Origin of the sequence: Maribacter sp. BPC-D8 (genome assembly GCF_035207705.1) — a bacterium.
GTDB lineage: Bacteria > Bacteroidota > Bacteroidia > Flavobacteriales > Flavobacteriaceae > Maribacter.
Genome location: NZ_CP128187.1, coordinates 185563 through 207631 on the forward strand (window position 1 = coordinate 185563; position 22069 = coordinate 207631).

Here is a 22069-nt window from a genome sequence, read left to right on the forward strand (position 1 = left end):
TATTTAATTCCTTGGTTAATCGAAAAATAATTTGAGTTGATTCAATTATGATTTATCTTAGCAACGTTTAATAAGATTGCCCCACTTTCTTACAAGCCAATATTAAAAAATCCCTACCGAATGCCATGGTGATTAGTAAAACACTAACACTTATGGGTAAAATTACTTTTTTAAAATCTAATGGATTTTTGTTGAATAAATCTAAATTGTTTAACATTTGTCTTGTATCATTTTTATTTACACTGAATTTATTTGGCTTTAAGGCTGAAAAGATAAATGGAGATACTATTGATTATACAGTTTTAACAGAAACTTGCAATGAACTTGGCTCGAAGGAGATTCGTGCTGAAGACTTAGGCATCGTTTACGGTATTTATGATGGTAGTTTGGTTGCAAATAATGTAGATGTAAGTCACAAGTGGGGATTACCCATTGGAAGTGTTATTGTCTCTATGACTGGAGGTAGTACTTTTAATTCAGGATTACTTATGGTTCGTGATGGGTTAAATACCACTTTTACAATATCAGGGTCAGTCCCGGTTTACATTGAAGCTAAGCATTCAGAGCTAACTGCTTCAAATAGTAGAGATGGAATAGTTTCTTTGGATGGTGTGGATTATGATTTCACTACTGCTGTTTTAGCAAGTGGTTTAACTTCTAATATTGAGAGTGATAATTATTATATTCAAAATAATACAAGTCATATTATTGATGAACATGAAAGGTTTACATGGGAGTCTAATTCAGTTGCTAATCATATTGAGTTTTATACAACTTCTCCTTTTCATAGTGCTGTTTTTTTAAGTTTAAAACCTTTGGTATGTCAAACTAATCTTGATACCGACGGGGACGGAGTTCCTGACAGTACTGATCTTGATGATGACAACGATGGTATATTGGATAGTGTTGAGGATCCTAATTTAGATGGTGACAACAATCCGTTAACTAATCCATTGGATAGCGATGATGATGGAATACCTAACCATTTGGATATCGATAGTGACAATGACGGAATTCCAGATAATGTAGAGGCACAGACTACTGATGGTTATATAGCGCCTAACGAGGACGATGCTGCAACATATGCATCTAACGATGGTGTTAACAGTGCTTATCCAGATGGTCTTACACCTGTTAATACGGATGATGCCGATAATGTAGACTATCTTGATTTAGATAGTGATAACGATTCTGTACCTGATAACAACGAAGGCAATGATTTTAATTTTGATGGAATCCCTGATCAAAGCTATACAGGTGTCGATACTGATGGTGATGGTTTGGACGATGGTTATGAAGGTTCAGATGTAAACGACGGTTTCGATGTCAACGATGAGATCAACGACCCAGCTAACGATCTACCTGATACCGATGGTACAGACGATGTAAACTATAGGGATTTGGACGATGACGGTGATGGAATTAATACACCTGACGAGGATGCGAACAACGATGGTGACCCTACCAACGACGATAGTGATAATGATGGTACTCCTGATTATTTAGACCCAGACAGTAATCCTGGTCCAGATACTGATGGCGATGGAGTAGCCGATAGTGCTGATCTTGATGATGACAACGATGGTATATTGGATAGTGTTGAGGATCCTAATTTAGATGGTGACAACAATCCGTTAACTAATCCATTGGATAGCGATGATGATGGAATACCTAACCATTTGGATATCGATAGTGATAACGATGGAATTCCAGATAATGTTGAGGCACAGACTACTGATGGTTATATAGCACCTAACGATGACGATGCTGCAACATATGCATCTAACGATGGTGTAAATAGTGCTTATCCAGATGGACTTACACCTGTAAATACAGATGGAACGGATAATGAAGATTATATTGATTTGGACAGTGATAATGATTCTGTTCCTGATAACAACGAAGGCAATGATTTTAACTTTGATGGAATCCCTGATCAAAGCTATACAGGTGTCGATACTGATGGTGATGGTTTGGACGATGGTTATGAAGGTTCAGATGTAAACGACGGTTTCGATGTCAACGATGAGATCAACGACCCAGCTAACGATCTACCTGATACCGATGGTACAGACGATGTAAACTATAGGGATTTGGACGATGACGGTGATGGAATTAATACACCTGACGAGGATGCGAACAACGATGGTGACCCTACCAACGACGATAGTGATAATGATGGTACTCCTGATTATTTAGATCCAGATAGTGGTACTCCAGTTACTTTAGATGTCGTAGACGATTCTGTAGCAACACCTATCGATTCTCCAGTAGAAATAGATATTTTAGATAATGATTTTGGTATTCCTGCCGATGGTACGCTGACTGTAACGGATCCATCAAATGGTACTGTTGAAATTAATGATGGAGGAACTCCCGATGATATTTCAGATGATACCATTACATATACACCGAACGATGGTTTTGAAGGAACCGATGTAATAGAGTATACTGTATGTGATGCGGAAGGAAACTGTGATACGGCAACTGTTACAATTACTGTAGGAGAACCGGTAGCTCTAGATGTTGTAGACGATTCTGTATCTACACCGATAGATACTCCAATCGAAATAGATATTTTAGATAACGATTTTGGTATCCCTAGCGATGGTACGTTAACTGTAACAGATCCATCAAATGGAACCGTTGAAATCAATGATGGAGGAACTCCTGATGATATTTCAGATGATACGATTACATATACACCGAACGATGGTTTTGAAGGAACCGATGTAATAGAGTATATTGTATGTGATGCGGAAGGAAACTGTGATACGGCAACTGTTACAATTACTGTAGGAGAACCGGTAGCTCTAGATGTTGTAGATGATTCTGTATCTACACCGATAGATACTCCAATCGAAATAGATATTTTAGATAATGATTTTGGTATTCCTAGCGATGGTACGTTAACTGTAACAGATCCATCAAATGGAACCGTTGAAATCAATGATGGAGGAACTCCTGATGATATTTCAGATGATACGATTACATATACACCGAACGATGGTTTTGAAGGAACCGATGTAATAGAGTATATTGTATGTGATGCGGAAGGAAACTGTGATACGGCAACTGTTACAATTACTGTAGGAGAACCGGTAGCTCTAGATGTTGTAGATGATTCTGTATCTACACCGATAGATACTCCAATCGAAATAGATATTTTAGATAATGATTTTGGTATTCCTAGCGATGGTACGCTGACTGTAACGGATCCATCAAATGGTACTGTTGAAATCAATGATGGGGGAACTCCCGATGATATTTCAGATGATACGATTACATATACACCGAACGATGGTTTTGAAGGAACCGATGTAATAGAGTATACTGTATGTGATACGGAAGGAAACTGTGATACGGCAACGGTAGAAATTACAATTGTAGACAATAATCCTACAGAAACAGATGACAACCCTATCGAAGTGAATCAAATGGTAACGCCAAATGGTGATGGTAGAAATGAGTTCTTATTCATTAGAGGTGTAGATAAAATTCGTAGTAGTACTTTAAAGATTTTTAATAGATGGGGTGTTGCAGTCTATGAAGGTGAAAATTATAATAATCAAAATAATGTATTTGATGGTAGATCAAGAGGTAGATCTACGTTAAGCACTGATGATTATCTTCCAGCTGGAATATATTTCTATATATTTGATTATACTACCTTTGAAGGAGAAAGCAAAGTAGATAGTGAATATCTTTATATTAGTAGATAATAGTTTATAAAATATGAATATTAAAAATAAGTTTTTAATCCTGTTTGGAGGTTTGTTGCTAATGTTTAGTAGCGCCAATGCCCAGCAAGATGCGCAGTATACTCAGTATATGTTCAATACAATGAGCGTCAATCCTGCATATGCAGGCTCTAGAGGTCAGTTAAGTATAACAGGGTTATATCGATCGCAATGGGTCGGTTTGGAAGGAGCGCCCAAAACACAAACACTAAATATACAATCTCCTATTAGAAATAGTAAGCTAGGTTATGGTTTATCGATTGTAAATGATGAGATAGGAAACGGCGTTGTTCAAGAAACATACTTCGATGCTGTTATATCTTATACAATAGATGTATCGGCAGAGGGTAAATTGTCCTTTGGATTAAAAGCAGGGGGTAACTTGTTAAATTTAGATTTTAACCAGCTCCGTAATTTTGATTCGGAACCTGTAGATTCTGATAATATTGAAAATAGATTCTCACCAAATGTGGGTGTGGGTCTTTATTATCATTCCAATGCTTTTTATGCAGGACTTTCAGCTCCGAATTTATTTCAAACGGAACATTTTGATAACTCTCAAAGAGATGCTAACAGTGTTCAGTTTTTGTCTAAAGAGAGAATTAATTTTTATTTAATAACAGGGTACGTTTTTGATTTAAATGGAAATTTAAAATTTAAACCAGCTTTACTTACAAAAGTGGTTGGTGGAGCACCATTACAGGTTGATTTTTCTGCAAACTTCATGTTTAATGAGAAATTTACTTTTGGTGCAGCATATAGATGGGATGCAGCAGTAAGTGCAATGGCCGGCTTCCAAATTTCAGATCAATTAATGATTGGTTTAGCATACGATAGAGAAACAACAGATTTAGGAGGTACTCAATTTAACGACGGATCATTTGAAGTTCTCTTGAGATATGAATTGGTAAAATCTTTTCAAAGATTGGTTTCACCTCGTTTTTTCTAAATGGCAAACTTATATATGAAACATAAAGTTAAATTTATTTTAATATTCTTGATGTTCTTTCACGGATTAACTGAAGCTCAAGAACGACTAATTCAAAAAGGAAATGAGAATTTCGATTCGTATTCTTTTAGTCCGGCAATAGATATTTATAAAAAGGTCTTAGATAAGGGTTATGTATCTGCAGATTTACTTAGAAAGTTAGGTAATTCATACTATTATAATGCCGATTATAAAGAAGCCGCTGAAACTTACAAACAACTCGTTTCAGATTATTCGGAGGAAGTTACTGCAGAAGACTATTTTAAGTATGCGCAGTCGCTTAAAACCTTGGGAGATTATGATGCTTCTACGGGTGTAATGAATAAATTTTTAGAGATCACGAAAAGTGATGGTCGTGCTAACGCATTTAATGAAGACCGTGATTTCATGTCAGAAATAGAGCAAAATTCTGCTAGATATAATTTAGGTCCTTTTGAGTATAATTCACCTTATTCAGATTTTGCACCTTCATTCTACAAAGAAGGATTAATCTTTTCTTCCGATAGAGATACGGGTAATTTTGCTAGATATCGTCATACTTGGAATGCAAAAGATTTTTTAGATCTATATGAAGTAAACGCAGATAGTTCATCTGTAGGTCATGTGAAAAAATTAGATGAAAATGTAAATACACGCTATCATGAATCTACATCTATAGTTACAAAAGATGGTCAGACAATGTATTTTACACGAAACAACTCTGAAAAGAGGAAAACCGTAAAAGATGATAAAGGTATTGTAAGATTAAAGGTTTTAAGGGCTGTATTAACCGATGAGGGTATTTGGGGAGAGGTTGAGGAGTTACCTTTTAATAGTGATTCTTATTCTGTTGCAAACCCTGCTTTGAGTCCTGATGAGAAGATATTATACTTTGCTTCAGACATGCCTGGCACGTTAGGAGAATCAGATTTATTTATGGTTGCTATTAATGAAGATCGTTCATTTGGTACACCTCAAAATTTAGGTTCAAATATAAATACAGAAGCAAGAGAGACTTTCCCTTATATTACAAGCGATGAAGTATTGTATTTTTCTTCAGATGGGCATCCGGGTTTAGGTGGTTTAGATGTTTTTGCAACTAAAATAAAAAGACAAGATTTCTCAGGTAAGGTATTAAATATAGGAAAACCTGTAAATAGTAATAGTGATGATTTTACTTTTATTTTCGATGAGGAGTTAAGAACTGGTTATGTTGCCTCAAATCGTGAAGGCGGTATGGGATATGATGATATTTATAGTTTTACAGAAACACGACCTTTAGAATTTGATTGTATTCAAAAAATTAATGGTACTGTAAGAGATAAAATATCTAATGAAGTTTTAGTTGGAGCAACTATTAAGGTTATCGACGAGAATAATGAAGAGGTATTAGCTACCATTACAGATTCCGATGGAAACTATGATTTGGAATTAGATTGTAATAAAGGAAATTTTGTAAGAGCCTTGATGGAGGGTTATGTGCCTTTTGAAGAGTATATTGGCGTATCTGATGGAAAACCAAAAATTATTGATTTTTATCTTGAAAGAGATAATATCACCGCTGGGTTTGGCGATGATTTAGCGAAACTTCTGCAATTAAGCACGATATATTTTGATTTCGATAAATATGACATTAAAAAAGTTTCAGAAGTAGAGATAGAAAAGGTAATAGCAGCGATGGAGAAATACCCAAGTTTGAAATTAAAGGTGAATTCTCATACAGATAGTCGAGGTCCTGCAGCTTATAATCTTTGGTTATCTCAAAAAAGAGCAGAGTCAACTGTAAATTATATGATCAAAAAGGGCATATCGAAAGACAGATTGGTAAGTGAAGGTTTCGGTGAGACTAAATTGCTAAATGAATGTTCAGATGGTGTTAAATGTTCGGCAGCTAAACACGATATTAATAGAAGATCAGAATTTATAATTTTAGAATAAATTTTTATATATACTACAGAAAAGGCAGCTATATCTATAGCTGCCTTTTCTGTTTATACTTGTTTGCTTTGATTTGCATTTAATCGATCAGGTATTATGTTTACACGTGTTTGGGGCATATTTAGATATCTACTTACAATGAAAAGAACAGTAGTTACATCTAATATTAGGCGCTACACAACACTTTTTCTCATAACAACTTAAGTCTAAATATATTTACCTAGGAATAGCGTCAATAAAATCTGTTGGCGAATAAGCTTAGTTATTTGAAGGTCTATAGCATGTTGTATAACCCAGTAAAATTCTTTTACGTTTTAGTATCAGTACTTTTTTTCTGTACGCTAAATCTAAGAGCTCAGAATATTGTTGTCAACCCATCAACTGATCTTCCAACTGAGGTTATCGCTTGTGGTGATGCGTCAACATTTAGTTTTAGGTTATATGGCACTACCTCTGGCAATGAACAAGTGAGTGTTCAGTTGCCTAGTCAATCTGAATTTTTAGGGCTTACTTCACCTTTAGCAGGGGTTATTGTAGATTCATCTAATCCTAATAAACCGGTATTTACTGTTAGTACGCCGCTAATTGGTTCTATAAGTTTTATAGATATATCATACACAGTTCAGACAGGGTGTTCGGCAATGGTCGATCCTGAAATTGAACATACACTTGTCAGTAACTCTTCTATTTCAACTACTGTTGATTATCCATCAGTGTTGTATTCTTCTTTAGAAGTCGATAATGCTATTATACCTCTGTCGGGTTCATTAAGAATTAATGAAACTCAAGAGTTTACCTTTACAATTGGTAACTCCCCAGTAAATTCTAATGCCTACAGTAATAATGTTCTGGCTTATATTGAACATTCTGACAATATTTCTATCACATATGATGGTACGGGAAATTTTTCTCAAGGTATATCGGTAGGGGATATGGTCACAGATACTTTAGAATTAAATGCTGGAGAGATTTCGGCTATAGGGGATAATGATTCTCGCTTTGAAGAAAATGAGAATATTTCAATAACTGTAAAGGCTAAACTTCTCAATTGCCCATCTGGTGCAGGAGAAACAATTACATACCAATCAGCCTATGGTGGTTGTATTACAGGTGCTGATTCTTGCGAAACAGGTAATACCTCTACCTCAGGGATAGCCTTGGCTTCTGGAGCACCAGATTTATATACTAGAGTAGTCAAAAGAGCCTGGCCAGGATTGTCCACTACCGATACCGCTGAATTTTTATTGCGGAATGATGGTACAGGTGCTGGTGACATCTATAACCTTACGCTTGATTTAGGTTTTAGTAATGGAGGTGCGACCTATATTCCGACGGATTATAATATTTATACTTGGTCTAATTTCAATGTAGATGGAAAATCTTTTCCCAATCAGGGAGCAGAAGGTAGTTTTGCAGATTTTCAATTGACAACAGATCCTGATGGGGCAGGAGTAGGTTTAGAAGATTTAGACGGTGATGGTTTTTTTGATGATCTGCCAGTTGGTAATTCATTGATTTTAGAGGCGGAGTTAGCATATAATTATTTATTAGATTCAAATAATGACACCGCTTGTGATCGCATGAATGCAGGTTATTCGATGGTACGTTGGGCTTATGAATACACAGATCAATGTGGTAATGCAACAAGTTTAAATGTGCCGAATAATGGATTGAATACTTGGCGACCTTGGAGTTTTTATAATACGCAATCGATAGCAACTAATATTAATTCATCTAGCGGAAGTGCTAATTTTGGTCCTGGAGATACTTTTGATTTTTATATAAGTACTTCAAGTAGTCAAACACCAACGACAACCAGTATTCCTGGTATGCATTGGGAAGTTCACTATACCTTGCCCCCAGGTATTATACCTAATGGTAATGGATTATGGGGTTCAGAGCCTTTTAACTTACTAAGTTTCGATTCAGGTACTGGTCTTGCTATATATTCCTCTAATTCAGCACCTACGTATGGTTATTTAATTAGTAGAAATCCTCAGGTTCCATTAATGGTTGATCCAACCTGTTCGGGTAGTTTTGCTGGAGGCATATCTTACGAATATCATTTAAAAGGTGATTCCACATATGAACCTATTCACATTTGTGAAGACGGTCCTACGTTTACAGTTACTTGCCCAAGTGGTGGACCATCGGTTTGCGTATCTAACTTTTCACTTGATCGTACTACGTTGGGGTATACTGATATGAGCGAGACCACGCCTATTTCAATAAACACGCCCGGTCTTCGCTTAGATCATGTTCTGGAAGGGGATATGGTTAGATGGCATGTTGAGATTGATGTGAATGAAACAAATCTTTCTTCTGCTAAAGCACTTCTTGAATATGATACTAATAATTGGTTTGGTACACAATCGGATGGAGGTATAAAAGCAATACAAGTAGAATACCTTCCAAATGGTGGAGGGTCATCAACAATATCAAATAATTTAGGTCAGTATTCTTATATTCAGAATAATGGTGGGAAAAGTAATCATTCAGTAGATATATTAGGTGGCGATTTTTCAGCAATTATACCAGGACTTGGTGATAAATACATCATTGATGTAGATTTAAAAGTTTCTGAAAATAGTTCTATATCTTATACTAGGTATATGCCAATGACCGGAATTTTGGTTTCATCTCCTGTAACTTCTACGGCTAATTCAACTGAACATACTTGTAATTTTCTTACGGAAGAATTTGGAATCTTAGCTTATAAAGATGTGCCGACCACACAAGTGGTTCAACAAAGTTTAACCATTGATGGTTGTAATGAATTTGGAATGGGAATACGGTTTCATCATGCAACCTATTCGATTTTAGGAGATCTTTTTCCTAATGAATTTCGAAATTTTGCTATACCTAAAGTAGTAGATATTCTAGTTCCGGTAGGCGTAGATTATGTACCTGGTACTTCAAGTTATAGAGGTTATGGAGAGTTTATACATGACATTACAGACCCTGTTATAACTTATAATGCAGAACCTGGGTTTCATAGGTACAGATGGACGAATGATGGCTCTTGGTCAAAAGAAAAAGCTTCTGCTAGTTACGCAATTAAAGATGTTAATTTTAATGTTGTTGCAAATTGTACAATTGAAGATTGGTCTTTTTCTGGTGAAAGATTGGGTATTATTGTTTTGCCAAGTACTGAGTTTGAAATTTTTAGAAATGTAAGCATACCAGGTAGGTCTATCAATATGCAAAGATTGACCAACGTGAGAAATACACAGTATTTGCCCCTAAGTTATACCGTAAGTTCACCTACACCTACAATTTCTACAAATACGCAAAATGCAGCATGGGTGGTTGATATTAATAATACGACATCGGGCGGGGCTTCTCTACAAAACACGTGGATTGCCATAGAGATTACAAATAATAACATTGTACCAACCCTTTGGGATAATACAACAGAGATCCCTCTTATCGGCTATGGTACTGGAAAATATTGGGCGCAAGTGGGAGACATTTCTAGTGCTGGTAAACAATTAGAAATTCGGTCAGACGATTTCACTGTTTGCGGTACAGATAGTTTTGATATTCGAGTAGGTCAAAATTGTAGTCAGTATCCTATTGACCCCGATACGGGATACCCTTTAGGGAGTTCTGGTAGTAATTATATCTGTAAAGAAGAAGTGATTCAACTTTCGTTAAGTACTCAAAATCCTTCTATAAATGTAACTACCGCTCTTGGCGTACCTCCGGCAACTTATGATTTTTGCGATGTTGTACCTTATTCAATAGACGTGAATAATGCTGCCAACGGTTTTGCTTATGCCTTGGCTGCCGATATAAAATTACCTGTAGGCATGGTACTCGATAATACTTCAGGGGTTTTGACTTATAACGCAGTAGATTATGCAATAGGTTCAGGTCTAATAATATTTAATGCGGGTACAAATACATATTCAATAGATATTTCTGCAATTGTTGGTAGTCCTATTAGTGGTGCTAATGGTCTACCAGGTGTATCTGTTCCAGAGCCTAATGAATTTAATGTGAATTTTGAATTAGCGTTTACTTGCGATTATGTATCTGGCAGTAAGATAATCACGCAAATAAATGCAGAGTCTGGTTGTCAACAACCCATTGATCCTAATGATGGACAAAGTGAAATTAAGACCAACCCAGTAAATGTCACTCAGGTACCTTCTAATATTGATTATGACATTTCGGTCATTTCAAACGATAATGCTGTTCAAGCTTGTAATGATACTGAAGGTATTTCAGTAGAAATAACCAACCAGGGTATTGAAAGTGATGGGGATATAGAATTTATTGTTGCTACAATTGACGATGCATTTAATTACGTATCAGGTTCGTATGTAGCTGGCACTAACGGTCCTTCCGCAGAGCCCACGGTATCAACCGATGCAGTAGCGGGAACTCGTGTATTAAAATGGCAAATCCCTGATGGAGTTGGGGTCACATCTCTTATTGCCTTCGATTTTGAAATTGAAGTTGTTTCACCTGAAGATGTTAGTTGTCAAAATTATGATTTAAATGTAGCTACGCGAATAGAACAAAGTATTGATTGTTCAGGTTCAGGTGGACCAAGTTGTCCGGTAGTTCAAAGTGTTACAGCGCAGACCGATGAAACTATTTCCGTAGAAAAATCTAATTTGGTTATAAGTTCAACATCTACAGTTGCTACAGTCAGTGGTAATGATCAGAATATCACTGCTAATTTTTCCATTGAAAATACTTCCGGTACAACAATGCCTACTGGTACTATTGTTTCAGCATATTATGACGCTGATGCTAACGGGGTTTTCTCCGCTGGAGATATTTTAATAGGTACTGAAACTATGACAGTTCAGGTTCCAGCGACTAGTACTGTTAATGGTGCTATTGACTTTACTACGTCACCAAATAGGGTTTGTAATATTTTAATTGTAATTGAATCATTAGATAACTCATGTGCTTGTACTACATCAGAAACAGAAATGATTCCTCCTACAGTTCTTTCAGGTTTAGCGGGATCGAACGTAACAGTTTGCGAAGTATCAGATGCTATTCAAATAGGTGAAACATCAAATCCAAATTATAGTTATACATGGTCAGGTGCAACGGCCGTTGAGACAGCTTATTTAGACAATATAGGCGCAGCACAACCAATTTTTACATATTCAGGAGCAGATCTTACAATTACAACTAATTTAATATATACGGTTACCGCAACATTGCCTAATGGTTGTACTATGTCAGATGATGTACAAGTAAAAGTATATCCTTCACCAAATCCTACCGTTAATATTACAGCGTCTAGTTGTAATTTAACTAATGGTGAAATTAACTTTGCTTTTCCTGATAATTCAAATAGATCTTCGATAGAGTTTAGTTTGGATAATCAGGTTTCTTATCAATCATCAGTTCCAGATAATAGCGGCTCTGTTACATATTCTAATTTAGCCTCTGGTACATATCATTTATGGGCGAGGTGGGGTAATAACCAATGTCCGGTAGATTTAGGGGAGCATATTATTTCTGATATCCCAGAATCTACCATTGATATACAACCAGTAACACAGTTTGTTTTTGTAAATAACAATGCTGTTTTTAGCGTGAATACGACTAATGCAGACACTTTTCAATGGCAAGTAAGCATAGATGGCGGGGTTACATTTAATGATATTTCTAATGGACCTAATTATACAGGTACTCAAACAGAAACCTTAAATGTTATTGGGGTAGACTTAACTCAAAATAATTATCAATATAGAATCTTAGCTTCAAATGCTGCTACCTCTTGTGATGCTCAAATCTCAAATGCAGCTTTGCTAACGGTTCAAGTTAAATCTGTGATTACCAACAAAAGAATAACGTATCGTGTAAAATTGAATTGATCTTTAGTTCTAGTTTAATAATTTTTTGACACTATTTACAAGTGTAGTATCACCTTTTTAGATTACCTAAAACTCAAGTGCGTTTAAAGTGATTACTATTTAATCAAGTCGCTGTTAGTATCATATTTTTAGGTGTCTAATAGATTAAATGCAAGCATAAAAAGCAATTTAAACAGTAATTTTAAAAGGCTTAACAGCAGTATTTTAGGCGTACACTTGCTAATAGCCTTACTTCACAACAAATTTTAGGGATGACCTCAACTCCTAGTTATTTTTACAGATGATATGCATTATAGATTGTTTTTGCATTTCAATGCCCCCATTAATTTGATTATGAGATTAAGACATTTTTGTTATTTATTAGTTCTATTGTGTGCCACAAGTTTCTATGCCCAAGAAACTTACTTGGATACATTTACCAGTACTTTTTACGGTAGTAATGAAGGGACACAAAATTTTAGTTCTGATTGGATTGAAATTGGAGATGACGGTAATGCCTGGGGTGGTCGTATACAAATTACTGGTGGTCAGTTACGTTTTAGAGATATAGATAATAGATACATTTATAGATTTGTTCCTTTGGCAGGGGCTTCATCTGCAACCTTAACTTTAGATTATGATGCCAATTCTGCAGGGGGTGAGGCAATCGATGTATATATTTATAATGCCGACAGCAACCAATGGGGTTTTGTTCAAAGAATTAATAGTGGAACAGGTTCATTAACCTATAATTTAACCGCTGCGCAAATAGCATCAAATCCTGCAATTATATTTTATCGTGGTGATACTAGTTGGCAAACAAATGATGCCATTTATATAGATAATGTACAGTTTAGTGCCACTTTTGGGTCAGAAGTACTAGTAGATGATGTTACCGTTAATGAAAATGCTGGAACTGCAACATTTACCGTAAGGCACGGTGGTAGTGCGGCAAGCGGACCTTATAGTGTAAATTATACAACTTCGAATATATCTGCGATTGCGGGTCAAGATTATACGGCATCAAGTGGAACTTTAAATTTTGACGGTACCATTTTTGATACCGAAACCATAACTATTTTTATTACAGATGATACTATATTTGAAGGCGATGAAACATTTCAATTTTCATTTACGTCAACTTCAGATTCTAATATAGATATTACAGATACGGCGATTGGTACAATTTTAGCCAATGATGCTTTAATTATAACAGATGGAGGCTCTGCAACAACTTGTGATGACATATTTTTAGATTCTGGAGGTATAAGTAATTATTCTGATAATGAAGATAAAGTGTATACTATCTGTCCAGATACGGCTAATAATTACACGCAGGTAAGTTTTGATCAGTTCGACGTTATACCCGGAGATATTCTTTATGTGTATGATGGTAATAATACCGGTGCTACTTTATTAGGGCAATATGATAATGACAATATACCTACCCAAATTTTTGCGACGAATGCTAATGGTTGTCTAACTTTTAGATTTACATCCAATAATAATACTACAGGTAATGGTTGGCAAGCAACTGTTAGTTGTTCACCACCAGGACCAAAAATTGTTGTAGAAGATGTTTATGTAGATGAAGATTCTGGTAGTGCAATTTTTACTGTAACCCACGTACGTGATCGTCATGGATACAGCTGGTTTTTTGGTTTTATTGAAACACCGTTTACCGTAAATTATATGGTAAGCGATGGTACAGCTAGTAATGGTAGTGATTATATATCAGTAAACGGTACACTTACTTTTACAGGTGAGGTGGGCAATGTTCAAACTTTTTCAGTACCTATTGTAGATGATGGTGTACCTGAATTAGTGGAGTATTTTACCGTTGGTTTTTCAGACGCTACAGCCCAATATGCTTCTGTAGATTATAGCGACACTGCAGATGGTTATATTAACTCGCAAATTTTAGCAAATGACCCATTAACTTTATTTCAAGAATTTGATGGTTATTATGACTATTCTACAACAGGTGGATCATTAAGAACAAATGATAACAACACAGATGCATGTTCAATAACAACATCGTCATCAAATACGTTGATTGCACCTATACCAAATACAGGTACTATTAAAAAAGCATATTTATACTGGGCGCATTCAAGTACAGTAGTTGATGGTGCAGTTACTTTTGAAGGGCAAACGGTAAATGCTAATTATCAATACCAAACAACACTTACCAATAGAAATTTCTATGGTTATGTAAGTGATGTTACAGATATAGTGGCAGGTGTAGCAGATCCATCCACCAATGTTTTTGATTTTTCAGGGTTGTCTATAGATAACTCAAATACGTATTGCTCATCGGCAACTGTATTAGGAGGTTGGACATTGTTCGTTTTCTACGAAGATCCTAACCTTCCTGCTGTAAACATTAACCTGTATCAAGGTTTTGATGGTTTAAGTAATGACGGAAATTCATTTACATTGGATGGTTTTTATGCCATTGCCGGTGCTGGTGCAAAAGCATCATTTTTATCATGGGAAGGAGATTCAACCTTAGATGGTAACAGTTCTGGAACAACCAACCCTAATGGAGAAAGATTATCTATTACAAATCAGGCAAATCAACCACCTTTTGTATTATCGGGAGATGGTGGTCAAACAGGAAATAATGCCTATAATTCTACTATGTATGATAATACTACAACACCAGATTATAATGTAAATACAACATATGGTGTAGATTTAGATACATATGATATTTCTACCTATATATCCCCTGGAGATTCCCAGGTAACAGCAAATGTAGATGTAGGGCAAGATTTCTTAATTTCTGCAGCGGTAGTATTAAAAGTGCCATCGAACTTAATTGCAGGTACTGTTTTTGAAGATGTCAACTACGGTGGTGGGCAAGGTAGAAATATGACAAATGCCAATGGCGTTGGTATATCTAGTGCTATTGTTGAATTATACGAAAGCGATGGTACTTTCGTAAGAAGAACGAACTCAAAAGTAAGTGGGGATTATAGTTTTGGTGGTATGGCAGATGGCAATTACTATGTAAAATTGGTAAACTCTACTGTTAGATCAACTAGGGCCAACGGTATAAACTGTACTACCTGCGTTCCTGTACAAACTTTTAGAACGTATGGCGATGTTACAAATACTATTGAGGTTTTAACTGAAATAGGAGGTACTGATCCATCAGCAATTTCAGATTCTGCTCTTGGAGTCTTTGACGATTCACAAAGTTTATCATTGGTAAGTATAGCTAGTAGTGGTGTAGCCAATATAGATTTCGGATTCAATTTTAATACTATTGTAAATACAAACGAATTTGGTCAAGGCTCTCTTGAGCAATTTATTTTGAACAGTAATACATTAGGAGAAACAGGTCTTGATATAGAGGCTAATTCAATATTTGACCCAGCAGTGGAAGAAGATGTCTCTATTTTCATGATACCACCAACAAGTGATAGTTTTGGTAGAACAGCAGATGTAAATTATAATGCTGGTGGATATTTCGATTTTATTGTAAGTAATTCTACGACTTTATCTACAGTAATTGGTACAAATACTATTATTGATGGAAGAACACAAACAGCATTCTCTGGAGATACAAACACTGGTACTGTTGGGGCTGGAGGCACAGGTGTAGGTGTTTCAAATACTGCATTGACAAATTATGACAGACCAGAAATACAAGTAAATAGAACAAATGGCGACGTTTTTAAATTAAATGGAGATAATGTTACCGTTAGAAATATTTCGGTTTATTCTAATAGTAATGCAGGTATTCAGGTCTTAGGAGGAACAGCAAGCGTAACCAACAATTTAATAGGTGTAAATGCTCTAGGTACCACTTCTGGTAATATTGATTACGGTGTAGAACAAACTGGTGGTGAAGCTACAATAGCATCTAATTATATAGCATCTAACACTGTTGCGGGTATTTATATTGATGGAGGCACAAGAAGTAACATTGAACTTAATCATCTTGAAAATAATGGAGATACCGCTTGCTCTGATAATATTTTAATTGAAGATGGCAGTACCATTATTGTACAAAATAATTTAATTGAAAACTCAGCTTCTTCAGGTATTGAAATTAATAATGTAAATGATGTAGTAGTCACAAATAATAGTATATCTACTTCTGGACAAAATGGAGGTAATTGCACCATAAGTTATGATGGAATGGCAATAAAATTAAATGGTAACGGTGCACTAATTAATCAAAATAGAATATTTTCAAATGGTAGTGAAGGTATTGCGGTACTTTCAGGAACTTCAAATACTATAAGTCAAAATTCTATTTACGCAAATGGTACAGTAACGCCAAGTTTAGGTATAGATTTAGATATGGACGGTGTAACATTAAATGATACTTCAGATTCAGATTCAGGTCCTAATAATTTAGAAAATTTCCCTGTTATTAACTCTGCTTTTATTTCTGGAACCAATCTAGTCGTAACCGGGTGGACTTCATCAGGGTCAACCGTTGAGGTATTTTTTACTGATATAAACGAAGGCACAGCTGTTTTAGGTGATAATCAATTTGGATTAACTCAAGATTATGGTGAAGGTCAAATTTTTATAGGTAAAGCGATAGAAGGTAGTTCAGATGATCAAGATGCAACATCATCATTATATCTTGACGATGATGGAAATACTGATAATACAAATAAATATAAGTTCGTATTCCCTTTACCATCAGGTACTGCTGTAGGAGATTTAATAACCACTACAGGAACAAGGTCAAATTCAACTTCAGAGTTCTCACCAGAAGTTGTAATTAAGACTTATACGGTAATTACCAATAGAAATATTACGTATCGTATAAAAAGTAATTAAAATTAATACAGATAATTCCTACAAAAAAAGCTTGTTAGCTCTGTGTTTTATTGAGGTTTAAAGATTAAACCACATTTTTTGACTAGTTAACCTTACCCTTGTCTTCATTGGCAACATTAATTTCCTAGCCTTCTAAAAACAGCGGATTTTTATAATAAGAAATCATGCTAAATAATTCCCCCTTATTGGCATTATAAAAATATTTCCATGGGGGTCTCTCTTATTAAGAGGATAAATTTGAGTTATATAGGCTTTATTATAATAGTCTTATTATCAAGTTTAAAAATACAAGCACAAACAACTTTCACTGAAAGTGCAGCTTCGTTTGGTTTAGATTTAGGTCAACCAAAAGATGGTGGTCATGCTTGGTCAGATTTTGACAATGATGGAGATTTAGATGTTCTCGTTCTAGAGAATAATAATAATAGCGGAGTAAAAAGTTTTTTAATGCGTAACAATGGTAACAACACGTTTACCAATGTGCAACCTACCTTAGTACCTGGTCTGTTAGGTGACTGGGCAGAAAGACAAGCTGCATGGGGAGACATTAATAATGATGGCAGACCAGATTTTTTAATAAACTCTTCAGGTAATAACAATGCTAGAAAAGCAATACAAATTTTTATTCAGAACGCTAATGGCACCTTTGGTGATGGTATAGGTGGTTCAGCTCCAATAACCATAGGTAGATCAGGTGCGACCATAGTTGTGCCAGGGGTTAATTCTGAAGGAGTCGGTTTCTTTGATTTTGAAGGAGATGGTGATTTAGATATTTTCTTTGATAATCATGATATGGGTATAGAATTATTACGAAATAATTTTATAGACCACACTAGCCATACAGTAGTTAACCCAGCCCCTAATGTTTTATTTACCCATATCACAACAGGTAATGGAAGTGGGGTCACTGAGTTTGGGTTAAATCAATTTGCTACAGATGGTGATTATGGTACAGCGGCAGATGTTAACGATGATGGTTGGGTAGATATTTTTATGCGTAAGCGAGATGAAAATGACTTTTTCTTAAATCAAGGTGGTAATTTTTCTAATGGTGCAGATTTAGGGCAAGCAGCAAATAATAACAAAGGTGGTAACGGACTTTGGGATTTAGATAATGATGGAGATTTAGATGCTGTATGGACAGAAAACGGACAAACCCAGATTCATAGAAATGATGGAGGCGGAGTATTTACGGCATTAGGTGCAGTGTCTTTTCCTGGTTTACCACAACCGGGTAATTTAAATAATGGTAGTTCAGGTGCCAGAATTGATGCATTGGCTGGGGGCGATATCGATAATGATGGCGATATCGATATTATTCTGGTAGGTAATAGTAGAAGTTATTTATACATCAATCAACTGAATAGTCCTACACCCGCACCTGGGGTAATAGGTAGTGGTTCGGCAATGAGTTTTTCTTTAGATTCTCAGCAATTTAACTCAGGTAGAGATGGTGAGGGTACCACCATGGTAGATGTTGATGATGATGGCGATTTAGATATTTATATCAATATAAATAATAATAGCAATCAACTATATATTAATAATTTACCTGCGGCAAATAGAAATAACCACCTACTTATAGATGTTACTGAAGATAGGGGTGCCAATGGCTCTACAGGAGGTTTCTTAGGTAGAGTAGCTATTGGAACAAACGTTTTAATTAGAGATTGTTCTGGTAATATAGTCAGCGGTTTGCGACAGGTAAATGGAGTATATGGTCATGGTACGCAACAACCAGAAGAAGTACATTTTGGTTTGCCTTTAGGTGAAAATGAAACCTATATTATAGAAGTTCATTATCCCAATTTTTATGATTCTTCCAGTGGAACCGGTATTTCCAGATTGGTAGCCACCGCCATTGCACAACCAAGTACAATTGCAGGTACAAACCATTATACACTTACTACTACTGATGCGGAAGCTATAGAAAACCCTAATGCCCCTATTGCAGAAGATGACGAAGTGCGAGTAGCCTATGGAAATTCTGTTTCTGTTCAAATTCACCTATTTATAAACGATTCTGAACCAGATGGCGAAAATTTTTCAATTGAAAACATAACGCAGCCACCTGTCGGTACTGTTGTTGTCGATGATGCCGAAAATGGTATTGTAACCTACACGTATACTGGAGTTACACCGTTTCCTGGTACAACTAGTTTTGACTACACTATAACAGATTCGGCAGACTCCCTTTGTCCTTCTTTGGGTAAAAGTGATTCGGCTACGGTACGTATTATTGAGCGATGTACAGATCCATCAGGGATAGATACTGATGGGGATGGAATAAATGATGTATGTGATCTTGATAATGATAATGATGGTATTCTTGATTTTGATGAAGGTTGTGGTAATTTAATCATCAATCCTTCTTTTGAGATGCAAGATTTTACGGATCCGGCAGCTTTTCCAGATGGATTTACAGATGGGTCAGGAACGTTTATAGGCGCTACATATAATTCAAATCAATTAACAGGCTGGGACTACACGACCAATTTAGATGGTTGGGTAGGTTTAGGTAGTCCTTCTTGGACTCCAGATATTTATGCACCAGCATATCATGGAAATCAATATGTAGATGTTACTGGTAATAATAATGTTACAGGAGGTATAAATAATACGATTTCTCAAGAAGTAAATACAGTAATTGGTACAACCTATACCGTCTCCTTTCATTGGGGCGAAGATATTGGGCATGAAGAGGGGGCACCAGTAACATTAGATATAGACATTATAGATTCGGGTAATAGTCACCTTATTAACGAAACCCTAAATTATACAGCAGAGGGCTTGGTTGCAGGTATAAGAGGACCCAAGCAATGGTTTTATTACGAACGTAATTTTGTTGCGACCACTACAACCACAACAATACAATTTTATGCCATTCCAGATGGTACATCTAATGGTGCAGCTATAGATTTGATTAGTATAGCGCCAATAACACAATGTTTAGATACTGATGGTGATGGCACCCCAGATGCGTTAGATTTAGATAGCGATGGTGATGGATGTTTTGATGCCTTGGAAGGAAATGATAGCTTAGATTTTGCAGATTTAAACGGAGATGGCAGTATTTCTGGAGCTGTTGATGCCAATGGTGTACCTACCGCTGTAAGTGGAGGGCAAGGAAAAGGTAGTGCAAGAGATTATACCTTTACCTCAAATTTGTGTGATGATGATGGTGACGGGGTAAACAATGCGAATGACAAGTGTCCCTATTTTGATGATGCCATTGATAGTGATAATGATGGTGTGCCAGATGGTTGTGATGTAGATGATGATAATGACGGTGTTACTGATTGCGATGAATCTTCAGAGAGTATAAGAAATGAGTTTGCATGGACCTTGAATAGTCCTGCAGGGAACCTTAATATGGATACCAATTACACACCAGAAGTAAATGATTGGATTTTAGACAGCACAGATGCCATGCTGTTAAATACCCCAAGTTTTTATGCTAATGGCAGTAATTTACACATTCAGCCATTAGCATCAATTAGCAAAGAAGATGCCTTAGCTAAAGGAGAGTATGTTGAGATTTCCTTTACAACAGGTACTGAGCTTTCTTCTTTTGAATTAAGAGAGATCAGATCAGGTTGGTATCAGCCAAATCAAGGAGACTCGTACCGTACGGCAACGGCTTATAAAAAAGCGGGGTCGAACGCATGGTCTACATTATCTACAGATGTTTTACATACAGATAATGGAGGTAGCTACGCAACATTTCAACATATGGCAAATGGTTCGGTCTATTTAGAGGCAAATACTAAGTATGTCTTTAGATTTTTCGCGTATGGTCAATTAGACGACTCTTCACAAACGTATTCGGTTTTTGATGATGTAGCTTTTGTTTTTACAGCTTGTAGAAGTAATAATTTAGACGGCGATGGCTTACCAAATCATCTTGATGATGATAGTGACGGCGATGGTTGTAATGATGCAGATGAAGCTTACGCAAACACCTCTGCAGATTCTGATAATAATGGCATGTATGGTTCAGGTTCACCAGCAGTAAATTCTGATGGATCTGTTATAGCGGCATCCTATGAATCTCCAGCAGATGGTGATTCTAATGGTATATATGATTTTTTACAAGTTACAACAGCTCTAGTAGTTACAGATCAACCACAAAATCAAACTGTATTTACAGGAGAAGATGCAATTTTTACATCAACTGTTACTAATGCAGACAACTATCAATGGCAAGTTAGTATAGACGGTGTAAATTATACTAATCTGGTAAATGATTCAGAGTATTCAGGTACGGAAACTTCAACTTTGACGGTTTTGAATGTACCAAAACAAAAGGAAGGATATTCATATAGATTACTCGCTTCTAATTCGAGTAATACATGCGCAGAAGTAGCTTCTAATGCAGCATTACTATTTGTAAAAGTTAGAACTGTAATTACAAATAAGAGAATTACATATCGTATAAAACCGAACTAAAAAAAACATCATATTTTTTTAATTAAGTAGTACATAAGAAGAATTTTTATATGATTTCCTCGAAAAAAAAACATTTATAATATACCAGAAAATCAGCCGTAAATAGAAAGTTTTTGAAAAGGACATTCGTGCAGATTTTACCAAAAATATAAAAAGTCTATGGTTTTTCATATTTAAGAAAAGTACTTGAACAACAGTGCATCTTCGACGAACAACCATCTTTAATTATGAATAATTAACAAACCCAAACCTCATCTTTATAGTAGTATATAGCGTAAATATTGGTCTACACAACATTTATTTTAAGGACCACTACTTTTAATCAATATTTGTGTGTT

General features: G+C 35.8%; 6 protein-coding genes. All 6 read left to right on the plus strand.

The window, feature by feature from the left end; genetic code table 11:
• Positions 1-152: 152 nt before the first annotated feature.
• On the plus strand, positions 153-3722 hold the full coding sequence (locus QSV08_RS00820) for an Ig-like domain-containing protein (protein WP_324025732.1): 3570 nt from the start codon (positions 153-155) through the stop codon (positions 3720-3722).
• Between the two features lie 13 nt (positions 3723-3735).
• A complete protein-coding gene (locus QSV08_RS00825; RefSeq protein WP_324025733.1) occupies positions 3736-4689 on the plus strand; it encodes a type IX secretion system membrane protein PorP/SprF in 954 nt (317 codons plus the stop codon).
• Between the two features lie 15 nt (positions 4690-4704).
• Positions 4705-6645, plus strand: coding sequence for an OmpA family protein (locus QSV08_RS00830; protein ID WP_324025734.1), 1941 nt, complete (start codon positions 4705-4707; stop codon positions 6643-6645).
• 281 nt (positions 6646-6926) lie between these two features.
• A complete protein-coding gene (locus QSV08_RS00835) occupies positions 6927-12494 on the plus strand; it encodes a hypothetical protein (protein WP_324025735.1) in 5568 nt (1855 codons plus the stop codon).
• Positions 12495-12899: 405 nt separating this feature from the next.
• A complete protein-coding gene (locus tag QSV08_RS00840; protein ID WP_324025736.1) occupies positions 12900-17282 on the plus strand; it encodes a Calx-beta domain-containing protein in 4383 nt (1460 codons plus the stop codon).
• 237 nt (positions 17283-17519) lie between these two features.
• Positions 17520-21731 carry an FG-GAP-like repeat-containing protein gene (locus tag QSV08_RS00845; RefSeq protein ID WP_324025737.1) on the plus strand — a complete coding sequence of 1404 codons (4212 nt, stop codon included), beginning with the start codon at positions 17520-17522 and terminating at the stop codon, positions 21729-21731.
• Positions 21732-22069 lie beyond the last annotated feature (338 nt).

Excerpts from the sequence above, each read along its gene's own strand:
- QSV08_RS00820 (WP_324025732.1), top strand. The coding sequence starts at position 153 with ATGGGTAAAATTACTTTTTTAAAATCTAATGGATTTTTGTTGAATAAA.
- QSV08_RS00825 (WP_324025733.1), top strand. The coding sequence starts at position 3,736 with ATGAATATTAAAAATAAGTTTTTAATCCTGTTTGGAGGTTTGTTGCTA.
- QSV08_RS00830 (WP_324025734.1), top strand. The coding sequence starts at position 4,705 with ATGAAACATAAAGTTAAATTTATTTTAATATTCTTGATGTTCTTTCAC.
- QSV08_RS00835 (WP_324025735.1), top strand. The coding sequence starts at position 6,927 with ATGTTGTATAACCCAGTAAAATTCTTTTACGTTTTAGTATCAGTACTT.